The organism is Acidovorax temperans, from assembly GCF_006716905.1.
GTDB lineage: Bacteria > Pseudomonadota > Gammaproteobacteria > Burkholderiales > Burkholderiaceae_C > Acidovorax > Acidovorax temperans.
Genome location: NZ_VFPV01000004.1, coordinates 43507 through 59409 on the forward strand (window position 1 = coordinate 43507; position 15903 = coordinate 59409).

Here is a 15903-nt window from a genome sequence, read left to right on the forward strand (position 1 = left end):
TAAATAGTTTCAAAACTGTAAACTAGTTCGCGCAAACACGGGCCTGGCCCAAGCATTCCATTGAGGACGACCTAATCATGAATCTCTTTTCGCTCATGCGGCAGTTCACCATCCGGTTTCGCATGTTGGGGGCCATCGCTGTGGTGCTGGTCTTGCTGGGCCTTTTGGGGGGCGCGGGCATGTTCGGCATGTTCCGCATCTATTCCATGAGCGAGGACTTCATGAACAGCTCCTTTCAGGAGGTGGGTTACTTGGCCCAGCTGCACAGCGAGATGGGCGCTATCCGCCAGTATGAGAAGGACATGATCATTGGCTACGAGAAGCCCGAAGCCGTGAAGGCAGCGCACACCAAGTGGCTGGAGAGCCAGGAGAAGGCCAAGAAGGTGGCCAACCAGTTCCTGCAAGGTGAAGAGGATGTGGACAACGCCGTGGTGCGCGACATCATCAAGCGCCTGGATAGCTACAAGGAAGCCTTTGCCCACGTGGCACGCCAGCTGGAAGCCGGCGGCTACGACACGGCCACCATTGCCAACCGCATGAGCGGCAAGGCCGTGGCCGAGTTTGCCGAGGCCGACAAGCTGATGACGCAACTGGACGAAGTGCTGCGCGCCGAGGTGCAGAAATCGGTAGCTGAACAGCAGGGCGTGTCTAACCAGACCAAGTGGCTGTTTGCGCTGGCGGTGCTGATCACCGTGGTGGTGGTGGTGCCGCTCACGCTGCTGAACCTGCATTCCATCTGCAAGCCCCTGGACCAGGCACAGCGTTTGGCCAAGGCCATTGCGGGTGGGGATTTGTCGCAGTCCATCCGCACGGAAGGGCGCGATGAAGTGGCAGACCTGCTGCGCGCCCTGGACGAAATGCAGCGAGGCCTGGGTACCCTGGTGGCGCAGGTGCGCGACGCCAGCGGCAACATCGCCACGGCCAGCCAGGAGATTGCCACGGGCAATCAGGATTTGTCGCACCGCACCGAGCAAACCGCCAGCAACGCGCAGGCGGCCGTCAGTTCGCTGTCGGAAATCACCGCCACGGTGCAGCAAACGGCATCGTCTTCGCAAATGGCCAACCAGCTGGCGGCATCGGCATCCACCACGGCAACGCGCGGTGGTTCGGTGGTGGCTCAGGCGGTGTCCAGCATGCATGAGATCTCGGCCTCCAGCCGCAAGATCGGCGACATCATTGGCCTGATCGATTCGATTGCCTTCCAGACCAACATCCTGGCGCTGAACGCGGCCGTGGAAGCCGCCCGTGCGGGTGAGCAGGGCCGGGGCTTTGCGGTGGTGGCCAGTGAAGTGCGCAGCCTGGCCCAGCGCTCGGCGGCCGCGGCCAGCGACATCAAGGTGCTGATCCAGAGCAGCGTGGCCGCGGTGGACGGTGGCGTGCGCCATGTGGAAGACGCGGGCACGGCGATGAAGGACATCGTGAGCAGCGTGCAGCGCGTGGGCGACATCATTGGCGAGATCACGGCGGCGGCTTCAGAGCAGTCTGCCGGCATTGGTCAGGTGAACCAGTCGGTGGCCGAGATCGACCGCATGACGCAGCAGAACGCAGCGCTGGTGGAAGAGTCGGCCGCAGCGGCCGAATCGCTGCGTGAGCAGGCAGCCCGCCTGTCGCAAGTGGTGCAGCAGTTCCGCTTGGCTGACTCCATGGGCTTTGCGGGCCACGGCAACTTCTCTGCGCCAGCACCACAAGGCCTGTCTGCCCCTGAGCCGGCACCGCGCGCCTTGCTGGGGTGAACCCCGCCACGGTCAGCTCACAAAGCCCCCGCTTGGGGCAATGCCAGTAAGTTAAGCAAAGGCCCTTCGGGGTCTTTGTTGTTTGTACAGTGCAGGCTTGATCAATTGAGCTTTGGCCATAGAGGTCAAGCGATAGCCAATGCTGGCTGCTGAGCATGTCCGTGGCGAAGCCGCAGTGCGCGAGCTGCAGCATTTGCTGCTGGCCTGGGAGCTGATGGGGGAAGGGCGCCGTGGGGTGTTTACCGAGGCGCTGTGGCGCTACCTGACCTTTTACCGTGAGCACATGCGCCTGGAAGAAACCATGGTGCTGCCTGCAGCGCAGGCGTACCTGGATGACGATGACTGGGCTGCCGTGGATGCCGCGTTTGCCACCAACGTGAACCCGCTGGCCCATGGCCGCCCACGCGACCCGGCGTATGACCGGCTCTTCACCCGCATCGTGATGCGGGTGAAGAGCCCCTTGGGCCAGGGCTGAGCGGCCCTGCCTGGCCCAAGGGGCGCAGCGATCAACCTGCCAGGGTGGGGTAGTCGGTGTAGCCCTTGGCACCGCCGCCGTACAAGGTGTCGCGGTTCAGCTCGTTGAGCGGCGCGTTTTGCTTGAGGCGTTCCACCAGGTCGGGGTTGGAGATGAAGGGGCGGCCAAACGCCACGATGTCGGCGCCGTTGGCCAGGGCGGCTTCTGCCAGGGCCCGGTCGTAGCCGTTGTTCACCATCCAGGCGCCCTTGCCACCGGCGGCGCGGTAGGCGTTGCGCAGTTCGGTGTAGTCAAAGGGGCGATCGGGCAGCTCGCGCGGGCCACCAGTGGCGCCTTCGATGACGTGCACATAGGCCAGGCCCAGCTTGCCCAGTTCGCGCACCACGTAGTCAAACAGCGGCTGTGGGTTCTCGTCCACGATGTCGTTGGCGGGGGTGACGGGCGAGAGGCGAATGCCGGTGCGGCCGCCGCCGATTTCATCGACGATGGCGCGGGTCACTTCCAGCAGCAGGCGTGCGCGGTTCTTGATGCTGCCGCCGTAGTCGTCGGTGCGCTGGTTGGCGCCCGTCTTCAGGAACTGGTCAATCAGGTAGCCGTTGGCCGCGTGGATTTCCACGCCATCAAAGCCAGCGGCAATGGCATTGCGCGCGGCATGGCGGTAGTCCTGCACGATGCGGGGCAGTTCTTCGGCGTCGAGCGCGCGGGGCTCGGAGGTGTCGGTGAAGGTGGGCACGCCGTCCTTGAGCAGCACGGTTTTGGCATGGGCGCGGATGGCCGAAGGCGCCACAGGCTTGGCATGGCCGGGCTGCAGCGAGGTGTGCGAGATGCGGCCCACGTGCCACAGCTGCACCACGATCTTGCCGCCGGCCTCGTGCACGGCGCGCGTCACCTTCTTCCAGCCGTCAAGCTGCTCCGTGCCGTACAGGCCGGGCACGTCAGCGTAGCCTTGGCCTTCAGGGCTGATGGCGGTGGCTTCCGAGATGATCAGCCCTGCGGTGGCGCGTTGCGCGTAGTAGGTGGCGGTGAGTTCGGTGGGAATGGCGTCGGGTGCGCGGTTGCGCGTGAGCGGGGCCATTGCGATGCGGTTGGCCAGGGCGATGTCGCCTGCGTGGGTGGGTTCGAAAAGAGAAGTCATGGGCACTTTCTGAGAAAGAGGCTACACAAGGGATAACCCGCAAAGAGTACCGCCGTTGCGCAAAACGTGCAGGACGGATGCATCAACAAGGGCTTTCTTTTTGTGCTGCCCCCGATGACTGGTCGGTGTGGCTGGCGTTTCACGTGAAACGTCGTGGGCGGTGGAACTCCATGAAAAAAGCGCGGCCTTTTTGCAAAGGTCGCGCTGATCGGGCTCAGCTCTGGCCAGACTGCCGAGGTGGCTGGCGGCGCTTACTTGATCAGGCCTTCGGCCTTGAGAGCAGCCTGCACGCTAGGGCGTGTCTCCATGCGCTGCTTGAAGGCTTGCAGGTTCGGCAGGCCCGAGGTGTCCACGCCCACAAACTGGCCCCAGCGCGAGACGGTGTACAGGTAGGCATCGGCCACGCTGAAGCTGCCCATCAGGTAGTCCTTGCCCGCCAGTTGCTTGTCGATCCAGGCGAAGCGGCTTTGCAGGTGTTCGCGCACCAGGGGCTTGTAGTCTTCGGGCGTGCCGGGGGCAAACAGGGGGCTGTGGCCCTTGTGAAGTTCGGTGCCGATGAAAGTCAGCCACTCTTGCAGGCGGTAGCGGTCCATCGTGCCGTTGGCGGGTGCGAGGTTCTTGGCAGGCACCTGGTCGGCGATGTACTGCACGATGGCGGGGCCTTCGCGCAGGCGCTCGCCGTTGTCCAGCTCCAGCACGGGCACGTAGCCCAGTTCGTTGATGGTGTAGAAGTCCGTGCCGTCTTGCAGTTTGTGCGTCTTGGTGCTGGCCAGCACGGCATCAAAAGCCAGGCCGGCTTCGTGCAGCACGATGTGGGGCGAGAGTGAGCAGGCGCCGGGAGAGTAATACAGCTTCATGGGTGTGTGTCCTCAGATCAAGAAATCACGGAACGTGCATCGTATGCGGGGTGTGCGATGGTTGCACCCCTGCGGTTTTTCAGGGCGTGCTGTGAGCAGGTTCTAAGAGGCGTCAGACCTTGAGCGTGCGCTCGATGTCGGTCAGCTTGTAGCGCGCTAGCGCCAGGTTGCCCTTGTTCTTGTCCAGCACGAGGTAGAGGAACAGGCCAGGGATGTGGGGCACCAGGCGGATCAGGTGGTACTGGTCTGCGAGGGTGATGAGGATGTCCTCAATGCCCTTGCGCAGGCCCAGGCTCTCCATCGTTTTCAGCTTGGCCTGCACCACCTGCGCATTGCCGGCGGCCGCCAGGTCCAGGTTCATGCCGCTGCCCGCCTGGGCCAGGCACATGCCGCTGCGGTAGTCCACCAGGGCGACGGCCATCGCGCCGTCGATGCCCATGGCGGTGTTCATGGATTCTTTGAGATTGGTTGTCATGGTGTGTTGGTCGGTGAGCGATGGAGGCGAGGCCAGCACTTGCAGCTTGCCCAGTTGTTCCATCAGGATGAACCACAGCGTCTTGGGGTCGCTGTTGGGGAGTTGAAAAACCTGCACGTTGGGGTGCGGGCGGGTGCGCAGCGCCGCATCGATGGCATGGCGCGCCAGCACGGCGTTCGGCAGCAGGAAAATCCAGACGGCCTTCGATGTGTGCAACACATCGGAGCCCAGTGCGGCTTCCAGCAAATGGATGGAGCCTGGCCCCATCAACACGGCTGTTGCCGCCACATCCGGCTGCAGCTGCTCCAGGTCGCCCACTTGCGCGGGCCGGTGCCAGTCCACCAACGGGGCGCCCGCCACATGGGCCAGTGCCAGCTGGCGCCAGCAGCGCTGCTGGGTGGCGGTGGTCAGGTTGTCAGAGCCACTCAGCTGAGCCAGTGCGTGCAGGCCAATTTGGGCGGTGAAGTCCAAGACCGTGATGGTGTGCGAAAAACTCTTGGAGAGGTCGGAGGCGGGTAGCTTTTTGTGCGCAAAGTATGAAAAATGAACAAAAAGTCGTATTTTGAACTGTGAGTTTATGTTTCTGGTGCGAAGCGTGCTCGTGCCTCGGTAAATAACACCACGCACCGCCGGGTTGGATGCCGTGAGTGGTCGGGCCAGGGGTTGGCAAACCGCTTTAAGGCTGGGGACGCGTCAACTGCTCGAGCCGATCCAGCCAGAAAAGCGCGTGCTCACGCGATGCGCCGCACATCTCGGCGCTGGGCTGCAGACTGCCGCAAACAGCGGGGCGCTCGGGGCTGCCGAACAGATCGCACGCCAGGTTGGGCGTGAGGTGTGCGCACGGCTCGCCCGCCCGCTTGCCGTGGGGCATCTTCGGAGTGGGGGTGGAAATGGAAGGAGCGATGCAACAGGCACCACAGGCTGGGCGGCAGTTCATTGCTATAGGTTTGATAGCTGCCTGCGCTTGCTGGTTAAGCGCCAGAGCCTGTTTTGCCTTGAAATCCTCACGCGGCTGGTGCTTGCAGGCGTTCAGCCGCCCACAGCACCTGATCCACCACAGCGCGCACGCGATCGCGGTGGGCTTGCTGAACCAGGGCGCCTGATTCGTCAAAGGCGCTACCGGCGGATCCGAGGGCAAACGCCTTGGGCGCCAGCCAGCATTCCAGGTTGGTGAGCAAGGGGCCGAGGTGGCTTTGCGAACGCAGACCGCCCAGGGCGCCGGGCGACGCGCTGAGCATGCCCACCACCTTGCCGCGGAAGGAGCGGGTGCCGTCCTGCCATTCAGGGTGGCCCTTCACCGGGCTGGAGGCCCAGTCGATGGTGTTCTTGAGCAGGGCGGTGTAGCTGCCGTTGTACTCGGGCGAGCAGATGATCCAGGCGGGGTGGTCGAACAGCGCCTGCTTGAGTCGCACCACATCGGCAGGTGTGCCCTCGGCTTCGAGGTCAGCGTTGTAGAGCGGGATGTCAAAGTCAGACAGCTCCAGCACCGTGGCGCTGGCGCCTGCATCGCGCGCGATGGCGGCAGTGGCGTGGGCCAGTTTGCGGTTGAACGATTGCTGGCGGGTGCTGCCGGCGAAGATGAGGAGTTGGGCGTTTGGCATGGGCGCCATTGAAGCACACCGGCCGGGCAGGATTCCTGCGTGGGGGTGTTTCACGTGAAACACAGGGCCCCACAGACACAAAGCGCACAAAGTGGGAAAATCGGGGGTTACCCGCAATCGCGCCTGATGGACTGCCGAGGCCTTCCGCCTGGCTTGCAGAGCGAACCTCGCGCGGGTGTTTTGTTGATTGGGCCCCGCAGGGCCCCGGAGCCCTCCCATGTTGTACCCCCAGGAATTTGATGTGATCGTTGTCGGCGGTGGCCATGCTGGCACCGAGGCCGCCTTGGCCGCTGCCCGCATGGGCTGCAAAACCTTGCTGCTCACCCACAACATCGAAACCCTGGGGCAGATGAGCTGCAACCCCAGCATTGGCGGCATTGGCAAGGGCCATCTGGTGAAAGAGGTGGACGCGCTGGGCGGTGCCATGGCGCTGGCCACGGACGAAGGTGGCATCCAGTTCCGCACCCTCAACAGTTCCAAGGGACCCGCCGTGCGCGCCACGCGCGCGCAGGCCGACCGCATCCTCTACAAAGCCGCCATCCGCCGCATGCTGGAGAACCAGCCCAACCTGTGGCTATTCCAGCAGGCGGTGGATGACTTGATGGTGGAGGGCGACCGGGTGGTGGGCGCGGTGACGCAGGTGGGCATCCGCTTTCGCTCGCGCACCGTGGTGCTGACGGCTGGGACGTTCCTCGATGGCAAGATCCACGTGGGCCTGAACAATTACTCTGCCGGCCGGGCAGGTGACCCGCCTGCGGTGTCGCTCAGCGCTCGTCTGAAGGAATTGAAGCTGCCCCAGGGCCGCCTGAAGACCGGCACGCCACCGCGCATTGACGGCCGCACGATTGACTTCAGCCAGTGCGAGGAGCAGCCCGGTGACGGCATGCCCGGTGGTGTGAACGAGGGCACCGTGCCCGTGTTCAGTTTCATGGGCCATGCGGCCATGCACCCCCAGCAGGTGCCGTGCTGGATCACGCACACCAACGAGCGCACGCACGAAATCATCCGCAGCGGCTTTGACCGCAGCCCCATGTTCACCGGCAAGATCGAGGGCGTGGGCCCGCGCTACTGCCCCAGTGTGGAAGACAAGATTAACCGCTTTGCCGATAAGGACAGCCACCAGATCTTTCTGGAGCCCGAAGGTCTGACCACGCACGAGTACTACCCCAACGGCATCAGCACCAGCTTGCCGTTCGACATCCAGTACGACCTGGTGCGCAGCATGAAGGGCCTGGAAAACGCCCACATCCTGCGCCCCGGCTACGCCATCGAATACGACTACTTCGACCCGCGCTCGCTCAAGAGCAGCTTTGAAACGCGCCAGATCCAGGGCCTGTTCTTTGCTGGGCAGATCAACGGCACCACGGGCTATGAAGAGGCGGCAGCACAGGGTTTGTTTGCTGGCATCAATGCCGCGCTCCAATGCCGTGGCGACGGCCCCTGGCTGCCCGGCCGCGACGAGGCCTACCTGGGCGTGCTGGTGGATGACCTCATCACCAAGGGCGTGACCGAGCCTTACCGCATGTTCACCAGCCGCGCCGAGTTCCGCCTGCAGCTGCGCGAAGACAACGCCGACATGCGTTTGACCGAAGCAGGCCGCAAGATGGGCTTGGTGGACGATGCCCGCTGGGATGCCTTCAGCCGCAAGCGCGACGCTGTTTCACGTGAAACAGAGCGCCTCAAGGCCACCTGGGTGAATCCGCGCAACCTGCCCGCTTCGGAATCAGAGCGTGTGCTGGGCAAGAGCATTGAGCACGAATACAACCTGTTCGATCTGCTGCGCCGCCCTGATGTGACCTACGAAGCGCTGGTAAGTATGGATGGCGGCAAGTACGCCAGCGCCGATGTTTCACGTGAAACGCTGGGTGATTTGAGTAGCCCGGTGATCGAGCAGGTGGAGATTGCCGCAAAGTACTCTGGCTACATCGACCGCCAGAAGGGCGAAGTGGAGCGTGCTGCATATTACGAAAAACTGCGCCTTCCGGCCGAGCTGGACTACATGCAGGTCACAGCCCTGAGCATTGAAGCCCGCCAGGCGCTCACCCGCCATCGCCCCGAAACGCTGGGCCAGGCGTCGCGCATCACGGGTATTACTCCCGCTGCCATTTCGCTGCTCATGGTGCATCTGAAGAAGGGTGGCTTCAAAGACTTTGCCTTGAACGCTGCCCAGGTCGAAGGTGAGGTGGCTGCATGAGTGCATCCACCACCGAAGCCCTGCAAGCACGCCTGCAGGAAGGTGCGGCTGCGATGGGACTGGAGCTGTCCGCCCCGCAGCTTGCGCAACTGATGGAGTTTCTGGCCCTGCTGCAAAAGTGGAACAAGGTCTACAACCTGACGGCCGTGCGCGATCCGCAGGAAATGCTGACCCACCACCTGCTCGACAGCCTGGCCGCCGTGCCGCCCTTGCGCCGCCACCTGGTGCAGTTGGCGCAAAGTGGCGCGGTGCAGGGCAGGAGTGTGCGCCTGCTGGATGTGGGCTCCGGCGGTGGCCTGCCCGGTGTGGTGTTTGCCATTTGCTGCCCCGAACTGGACGTGAGCTGTGTGGACACCGTGGGCAAAAAAGCCGCCTTCATCCAGCAAGCGGCAGTGGCGCTGAAGCTGCGCAACCTGCATGGCCTGCACGCCCGCGTGGAAACGCTGACCGAAGCCTTTGACGTGGTGAGCTGCCGCGCCTTTGCTTCCCTGCCCGACTTTGTCGTATGGTCGCGCTCTGCATTGGCTGCGTCCCATGGCGTGTGGCTGGCCATGAAGGGCAAGCACCCCGCTGACGAGATTGCTGCGCTGCCTGGAGACGTGAAAGTGTTTCACGTGGAACCGTTGACTGTGCCGGGGCTGGATGCGGAGCGCTGCATTGTGTGGCTTCGGGTGAAAAACTGATGCGCATAATCGAACTCGATAATTTGTTGTCAAAGGACGTCACATGAACACGCTCTCTTCGTCAGGCATCAGGGTCAAGAGTATTCATGCCAAGCGGTTGTTTGGCATGTATGACCACGACGTAGTACTTAAGGAGGAGCGCACCACCATCGTGTTTGGGCGCAATGGCGTCGGGAAGACGGTGATGTTCAAGTTGACGCATGCCATCTTGAGTGGAGAGATGGCGGCTATGTTGGATTTGTTGCGCTACCCCTACAGAGAGTTCAAGGTAGTGTTGAGTGACGGCGGGGTTGTCGTTGCTGAACGCAATGATCGGGAGGTAACCCGCCAGACGGAGCTGTTGGTTGACGACGCAGAAGGTATTGCTTTTGGCAATAAGCCAAAGGAGGTTGCCCAGGTGCGGCTGACTTATAGATCTGCAAGTGGTGACTCCAAAAGCTACACGATTAACGAAGGGGTCTTCAATAAAATTGCTTCTCGTCTAGAACGGCGCCTTCCATTCCATCAGGTCAGCCCAGATCGTTGGAGAGATGACGAGACAGGAGAGATGATGAATGCTCTTGAAGTCGTCGCCCGCTGGGGTGAGTTGGGCGACGATGATGATGTGTCAATGAGTGTGCGTGAGTGGCGAGGACTGGTTGGAAGTCTTTTACCTCAGAGCTTGTTGATTCAGGCTCAGAGACTCATACGGGTGGGGCGTTCATCCGATCGGCATTACCTCAGACCAGAGGGCATCACCATTCGAGACACGGTGTTGGCTTATTCGGCAGACCTGAAGAGCCGGATTGACCAAACATTGGCCCAATATGGGCGTGAAGCCCAGAGGCTGGATCAAACGTACCCCCAACGGCTGTTGCAACAAGCATCCGCTCAAGCAGGGGAGGGTTTGATGGATCAGGCTGATATCAGCGCAGCTTTGCAAACGATGAAGCAGCAACAGGCGGAATACCAAGCTTTGGGCATTCTGGGGGAACAGCCTCAAGAGATGGGGCCGAATCAGGATGCGCTCTTGACGACAGATGTGTATCGCGCGGCGATGTCGGTCTATGTGAGAGACGCGCAGGAGAAGTTGAAGATCGTTCATAACCTGGCGCAACGTGTGCAGCTTCTGCTGAAGCTCATTGGCGAAAAATTCAGCAACAAGAAGTTGAAGATCGATCCCAAGACCCACGATTTGGTGGTGGAGTCTACACACGGACATATTCAGCAACTGTCAGTCAATGCGTTGTCATCCGGTGAGCAGCACCAGTTAGTGTTGGCCTATGACCTGCTTTTTCGCACACAGCCCAACACACTGGTTTTGTTGGATGAGCCAGAGTTGTCGTTGCACGTGGAATGGCAGGAGCGGTTCCTGGTGGACTTGAAGGCCGTGATCGACTTGGTGGGCTTTGACGCCCTGTTGGCAACGCATTCCCCCTACATCATCAACGGCCACAACGAGTTGACTGTGGGGCTGTCGGTGCAAGTCCGTGCCGATGCCGACAGGTGATGCGCATGGCCCAGTCCATTCCCAAAACACCACAGGCGCTGGCCTCAGAAATCCATATCAAAGCATTGGATAACTCAACGTGCTTTTTGTTGCTAGAAGGTGATTTTGATTTGCGATTTTGGGAAACAAGGCTCAATCCCCATGATTTGCGTCCCGTGGAATGCGGAGGTAAACCTGCGGTCTTGGCAACGTTGAATCAATTGCAGGGGCAGGTTGTTTTGCAGCGCGTTTTCGGTTTGGTGGATGCGGACTTTGACAGGGTTTTGAATCGTGCCAAACCTCCTCGTGTGGTGTACACCGACGAGGCCGATCTTGAAACCAGTTTGCTGCTGCTTCAGTGCTCGCTGCCCGCACAAATGAACATGGAGAGGTTGCTTGCAGCCACGGTGGATGCTGATAAAAAGCGCACTTTTGAACAGCACAAAGGGTGCTCGCTGGTTGAGCATGTGCGACGCACTGCCCTGCAGTTCGGGGTGCTGCGTTTGTTGAATGAGCAGCAAGGCTGGTGCGTTTCCTTTGAAAAATTTTCTGTATTGAACTCACAGTGGTTTGACCGAGGCGAGCTCACACTGCGCATACCAGACTTGCACCGGGCATTCATTGCCAAGCTGAAAGAGGTCGGCCATGGCATTGAACTGCAGCAATTGTCAGACCTCATTCAGTCGTGCGAGCAGCACGGTTGGTTCTCAAGTTGGCAACTGGTTCAAGGGCATGATCTGTTGGCTGTATTGGCAACGTTGATGAATTCAGAGTTGTTGCGTCGTTCCAGTGGTCGCCAGCAAGTCAGCGAAACCAGCCTGCAAAGGGATCTGCTGCTCATGCACTGGCATGACCTCCAAACCTGCCGAATGGTTCGTGATTTGTCTGCGGCCGTACCTGCGGGTCAGCGTTGTTTTCACACTTGATTGAGGTCTTCTCCATGTTTGGCATTGCTGACTACGGCGCCTTTGTCGCCGCCATTGTGTTGTTTCTGGCCATTCCAGGCCCGGGCAATCTGGCGCTCATCACCTCCACCTCCAAGGGCGGCATTCGCGGCGGGCTGGCGGCCACGCTGGGCGTGATCGCTGGCGACCAGGTGCTCATGTGGGCTGCGGTGGCTGGCGTGGCGGCCTTGCTGGCCACGTACCCCACGGCATTTGCTGCCGTGCAATGGCTGGGTGCCGGTTACCTGGCCTGGCTGGGCTTCAAGATGCTGACCGCCAAGCCCGGTGCCAAACCCGTGCTCCACATCGAGCCGCGCCACTATTTCAAGCAGGCAGGGTTGATTACGCTGCTCAACCCCAAGGCCATTGTTTTCTACATGGCGTTCTTCCCCTTGTTTGTCGATCCGGCGCGCCACCAGGGCATGCTCACCTTTGGTGTCATGGCTGCCACCATCGCAGCGCTGACCTTTGCCTATGGCCTGATCGTGGTGCTGTTGACCCACCGGCTGGCCGAGCGCATGCGCGCCAATCCTTCCATTGCCCGCGTGTTGGAAAAACTGGCTGGCGTTTTCCTCATCGGTTTCGGCATCAAGCTGGCCATTTCCAAGTAATTCGGGCTCGTTCACATGGCTAAGATTTTTTGTATCGCCAACCAAAAGGGCGGTGTGGGCAAAACCACCACCACCGTCAACCTGGCTGCGGGCCTGGCCAAGATTGGCCAGCGCGTGCTGATGGTGGACCTGGACCCCCAGGGCAACGCCACCATGGGCTCGGGTGTGGACAAGCGCCAGCTGGAGCTGTCGGTGTACGACGTGCTGCTGGAGTCCGCCTCGGTCAAAGAGGCCGCGGTGCTGTCGGACAAGTGCGGCTACTGGGTGCTGGGCGCCAACCGCGAACTGGCCGGCGCCGAGGTGGAACTGGTGACCCTGGAGCAGCGTGAAAAACGCCTGAAAGCTGCGCTGGCCGAGGCCGATGCAGACTATGACTTCGTGCTCATCGACTGCCCGCCGTCGCTCTCCATGCTCACCCTCAACGGCCTGTGCAGCGCCCACGGTGTCATCGTGCCCATGCAGTGCGAATACTTCGCGCTTGAAGGCCTGACCGATCTGGTCAACACCATCAAGCAGGTGCACGCCAACCTCAACCCCGACCTGCAAGTCATCGGCCTGCTGCGGGTGATGTTTGACCCGCGCATCACGCTGCAGCAGCAGGTGAGCGAACAGCTCAAGGACCACTTTGGCGACAAGGTGTTCAACACCGTGATTCCCCGCAACGTGCGCCTGGCCGAAGCCCCCAGCTACGGCTTGCCCGGTGTGGTGTTCGACCCCTCTGCCAAGGGCAGCCACGCGTTTGTGGATTTCGCCAAAGAGATGGTGGACCGCGTCAAACGCATGGGTATTGCAGTAAAAAAGGCCTCTAAGGCTTGATTTACAAGCGCAAGCAGCTATAAAAATGATAGTAATCAGCCCCCGCAACACCTTGCTGCTGCCCGGCTGGCAGAACTCTGGCCCCGACCACTGGCAAAGCCGCTGGGAAGCGCTGCACGGCTACCACCGCGTGGAGCAGCACGACTGGATGCGCCCGCTGCGCGGCGACTGGTCGGCCCGGCTGGAGGAGACCGTGGCCGACGCCGACGGCCCCGTGCTGCTGGTGGCGCACAGCCTGGGCTGCATCCTCACCGCCTGGTGGGCGGCCCACACGCGCCATGCGGCCAAGGTGCGCGGCGCCTTGCTGGTGGCCCCGGGCGATGTGGAGCGGCCTGACCTGGCCGCACAGATCCACGGCTGGGCACCCATTGCGCGCCAGCCGCTGCCCTTCCCCGCCCTGCTGGTGGGCAGCCGCAATGACCCGTATTGCAGCCTGGAACGCGCCGAAGCCCTGGCCCAGGCCTGGGGCGCCCGCTTTGTGGATTACGGCGAACGTGGGCACATCAATGCGGAATCTGGCCTGGGCGACTGGGCCGAAGGCCATGGCTGGCTGCAGCAACTGGCTGTCGCTTGAGCAACGAGCCGCATACTTTTCAGGAATTTGTAGACATGGTTACCAAAAAACCCAAGGGCCTCGGCCGTGGCCTCGAAGCATTGCTCGGCCCCAAGGTCGAAGAAAAAGTCGAGCAGGCCCAGGCTGTTCAGGCAGGCTTGCCCAGCGCGCTGCCACTGACCGAGCTGGTGCCGGGCGTGTACCAGCCGCGCACGCGGATGGACGAAGGCGCGCTGTATGAGCTGGCCGAATCCATCAAGGCCCAGGGCATCATGCAGCCGATTCTGGTGCGCCGTCTGGTGGATGGAGAGAACGCGGGCAAGTACGAAATCATCGCGGGCGAGCGGCGCTTCCGCGCCTCTCGCCTGGCTGGGCTGGCGGAAGTGCCTGTGCTGGTGCGCGAGGTGCCCAACGAGGCCGCTGCGGCCATGGCGCTGATCGAGAACATCCAGCGTGAAGACCTGAACCCGCTGGAAGAAGCGCAGGGCCTGCAGCGCCTGATACGCGAGTTTGGCCTCACGCACGAGCAGGCCGCGCAGGCCGTGGGCCGCTCGCGCAGCGCGGCCAGCAATTTGCTGCGTTTGCTCAACCTGGCCGAACCCGTGCAGACCATGCTCATGGCGGGTGACATCGACATGGGCCACGCCCGGGCACTGCTGGCGCTGGACCGCGCCGCGCAGATCACCGCGGGCAACCAGATCGCGGCCAAGAAGCTGTCGGTGCGTGAAGCTGAAAGCCTGGTCAAGAAGATCGGTGCCGAGTTCAACCTGGTGCCGCAAAAGCCCAAGAAGGAAAAGTCGCGCGACATGAAACGCGTGGAAGAAGAACTGTCCGACCTGCTGATGGCTGCCGTGGAAGTGCGCGTCAAAAAGCGCGTGAAGCGGGCGGGGCGCATAGAAGACATGGGCGAGCTGGCCATCCAGTTTGGATCTCTGGAAGAACTCAACGGCCTGATCGAGCGCCTTCGGGGCTGACCAGCCCTGGTCCTTTTGGCCCGCGTGGAGGGGCCAGCCGCAGGGCTTGCGCCCGCCCTGCGCGCCCGCGTTGACAGCCTGCCGGGCCAGACTGTGAACTTTGCCACGCGCCGGGCCGTTGCCTGGGGCTGAACCCCTCGGCCAACGCCACCCAGCCGCCTACACTGCTGCGCTGCAGGCCGGCCGCAAGAAGCGCCGTACTGCCTTCTTCCAGCCCCGGCCATGCACCACCTCTTCATCCATTGCACCGCCTTGCCTGCACCCACAGCGTGCCGGGGCGGGGTGCTGCCTGCCACCGCGGGGGCATGGGCATGACGTTGCGCCTGCCCTGGCCGCTACCGGCCTTGCTGGCCTGGGCTGCGGCCTGGCTCTTGTTCGTGGTGTTACAGCCCCTGGTGGCGCCGCTGTGGGCCATGCTGCTGCCTTGCCTTTTGGGAACGGCTGCCAGCGTATGGGGCGAGAGCTGGTGGCGGCGCGGCCTCATCGCCGCCGGGTTCCCGCTCTCGCTGGCCCTGGTGGGCGGGGTGACGTTGCCCGCCTGGGCCTGGCTGGTTCCCCTGGCCTTGCTGCTGCTGGTGTACCCGCTCAATGCCTGGCGCGATGCGCCCGTGTTCCCCACGCCGCGCCACGCTTTGAAGGCGCTGCCTGCCCAGGCGCCGCTGGCACCTGCTGCACGGGTGCTGGATGCCGGTTGCGGCCTGGGTGACGGTCTGCTGGCACTGCGCTCTGCCTATCCGCAGGTGGCGCTGGACGGCATCGAATGGAGCTGGCCGCTGCGTGTGGCCTGCGCGTTGCGCTGCCCCTGGGCCCGGGTGCGCCGCGCCGATATGTGGAAGACCGACTGGAGTGGCTACCAGATGGTGTACCTGTTCCAGCGGCCTGAAAGCATGGCCCGCGCTGCCGCCAAGGCCCAGGCCGAGATGGCCCCCGGCACCTGGCTGGTGAGCCTGGAATTTGCCGCGCCCGGTGTGTTGCCCCATGCCCAGTTGCGTGCTCCTGGTGGCCGTGTGGTGTGGATTTACCGCCTGCCTTTGCGAGGACAGAGGAAGTGAACGCTATGGCCTTGGTGCTTTCCCAGCCTCACTGTCCAGCTCTGTGGAGGGGCCCTTAGGGTTGTAGAAAAGTCACAGCGGTTTGATACATTTCCACTTGGCGACATTTGCCAACACAACTTCCAGAAAACTCACAGTTTGAGGGGACTGCCTGACACGCTTGCGCACCGGGAGGGGGCGCACCGTGGCACCGATTCACCTTTCACCGCTCGCAACCCTTACCTTGTCTGCCCGCTTTGGTGCGCGCAGCAGGGCTGACGTCAGCTTTGGCTGGTAGCGTGCGGTGGGGGCTGCAGGGCTTTCTGACATCCCGTACATCGTTCTTGTAGGAA

General features: G+C 62.3%; 16 protein-coding genes. 11 read left to right on the forward strand and 5 right to left on the reverse strand.

All coding sequences use genetic code 11. The annotated features are described in order from the left end of the window. Positions 1–77 precede the first annotated feature (77 nt). Together BDD18_RS18705 and BDD18_RS18710 are read left to right on the forward strand one after the other, a co-directional pair. Positions 78–1733 (forward strand): methyl-accepting chemotaxis protein, encoded by a 1656-nt coding sequence (locus BDD18_RS18705; RefSeq protein ID WP_142085120.1) that lies wholly within the window; start codon positions 78–80, stop codon positions 1731–1733. 139 nt (positions 1734–1872) lie between these two features. Beyond that, a complete protein-coding gene (locus BDD18_RS18710) occupies positions 1873–2208 on the forward strand; it encodes a hypothetical protein (protein ID WP_338071834.1) in 336 nt (111 codons plus the stop codon). A gap of 31 nt (positions 2209–2239) precedes the next feature. On the opposite strand, the gene BDD18_RS18715 is transcribed toward BDD18_RS18710, so the two are convergent. The 5 genes from BDD18_RS18715 to BDD18_RS18735 form a co-directional block, all read right to left on the reverse strand. Continuing rightward, the gene (locus tag BDD18_RS18715) at positions 2240–3343 is read right to left on the reverse strand and encodes an alkene reductase (protein ID WP_142085122.1); all 1104 of its coding nucleotides are present in this window, start codon (positions 3341–3343) and stop codon (positions 2240–2242) included. A gap of 251 nt (positions 3344–3594) precedes the next feature. Further along, positions 3595–4200 carry a glutathione transferase GstA gene (gene gstA, locus BDD18_RS18720; protein WP_142085124.1) on the reverse strand — a complete coding sequence of 202 codons (606 nt, stop codon included), beginning with the start codon at positions 4198–4200 and terminating at the stop codon, positions 3595–3597. A 112-nt stretch (positions 4201–4312) separates the two neighbouring features. Beyond that, positions 4313–4675 (reverse strand): hypothetical protein, encoded by a 363-nt coding sequence (locus tag BDD18_RS18725; RefSeq protein WP_066697984.1) that lies wholly within the window; start codon positions 4673–4675, stop codon positions 4313–4315. A 676-nt stretch (positions 4676–5351) separates the two neighbouring features. Then, entirely contained in the window at positions 5352–5612 is a 261-nt protein-coding gene (locus BDD18_RS18730) for a YkgJ family cysteine cluster protein (RefSeq protein WP_142085126.1), read from the reverse strand. Positions 5613–5679: 67 nt separating this feature from the next. Next, positions 5680–6276: an NADPH-dependent FMN reductase gene (locus tag BDD18_RS18735; protein WP_142085128.1), complete on the reverse strand. Its 597-nt coding sequence runs from the start codon at positions 6274–6276 to the stop codon at positions 5680–5682. A gap of 217 nt (positions 6277–6493) precedes the next feature. Here BDD18_RS18735 and mnmG point away from each other — a divergent pair, with 217 nt between their 5' ends. The 9 genes from mnmG (at position 6494) to BDD18_RS18780 (ending at position 15571) form a co-directional block, all read left to right on the forward strand. Next, positions 6494–8470, forward strand: a complete 1977-nt coding sequence (mnmG, locus tag BDD18_RS18740; protein ID WP_142085130.1) for a tRNA uridine-5-carboxymethylaminomethyl(34) synthesis enzyme MnmG — start codon at positions 6494–6496, stop codon at positions 8468–8470. Continuing rightward, entirely contained in the window at positions 8467–9153 is a 687-nt protein-coding gene (rsmG, locus tag BDD18_RS18745) for a 16S rRNA (guanine(527)-N(7))-methyltransferase RsmG (RefSeq protein ID WP_142085132.1), read from the forward strand. Before mnmG ends, rsmG begins: the two co-directional genes overlap by 4 nt. A gap of 43 nt (positions 9154–9196) precedes the next feature. Beyond that, complete coding sequence (locus BDD18_RS18750; RefSeq protein ID WP_066693063.1) at positions 9197–10642, forward strand: AAA family ATPase; 1446 nt, start codon at positions 9197–9199, stop codon at positions 10640–10642. 5 nt (positions 10643–10647) lie between these two features. Next, on the forward strand, positions 10648–11547 hold the full coding sequence (locus BDD18_RS18755; protein WP_170207428.1) for a DUF4435 domain-containing protein: 900 nt from the start codon (positions 10648–10650) through the stop codon (positions 11545–11547). 14 nt (positions 11548–11561) lie between these two features. Beyond that, positions 11562–12176 (forward strand): LysE family transporter, encoded by a 615-nt coding sequence (locus tag BDD18_RS18760; protein ID WP_044397197.1) that lies wholly within the window; start codon positions 11562–11564, stop codon positions 12174–12176. Positions 12177–12191: 15 nt separating this feature from the next. Then, a complete protein-coding gene (locus BDD18_RS18765) occupies positions 12192–12992 on the forward strand; it encodes a ParA family protein (RefSeq protein ID WP_142085133.1) in 801 nt (266 codons plus the stop codon). Between the two features lie 25 nt (positions 12993–13017). Beyond that, on the forward strand, positions 13018–13566 hold the full coding sequence (locus tag BDD18_RS18770) for an RBBP9/YdeN family alpha/beta hydrolase (RefSeq protein ID WP_211360834.1): 549 nt from the start codon (positions 13018–13020) through the stop codon (positions 13564–13566). Between the two features lie 35 nt (positions 13567–13601). Then, complete coding sequence (locus tag BDD18_RS18775; protein ID WP_142085135.1) at positions 13602–14519, forward strand: ParB/RepB/Spo0J family partition protein; 918 nt, start codon at positions 13602–13604, stop codon at positions 14517–14519. A 305-nt stretch (positions 14520–14824) separates the two neighbouring features. Further along, on the forward strand, positions 14825–15571 hold the full coding sequence (locus tag BDD18_RS18780) for a class I SAM-dependent methyltransferase (protein WP_142085137.1): 747 nt from the start codon (positions 14825–14827) through the stop codon (positions 15569–15571). Positions 15572–15903 lie beyond the last annotated feature (332 nt).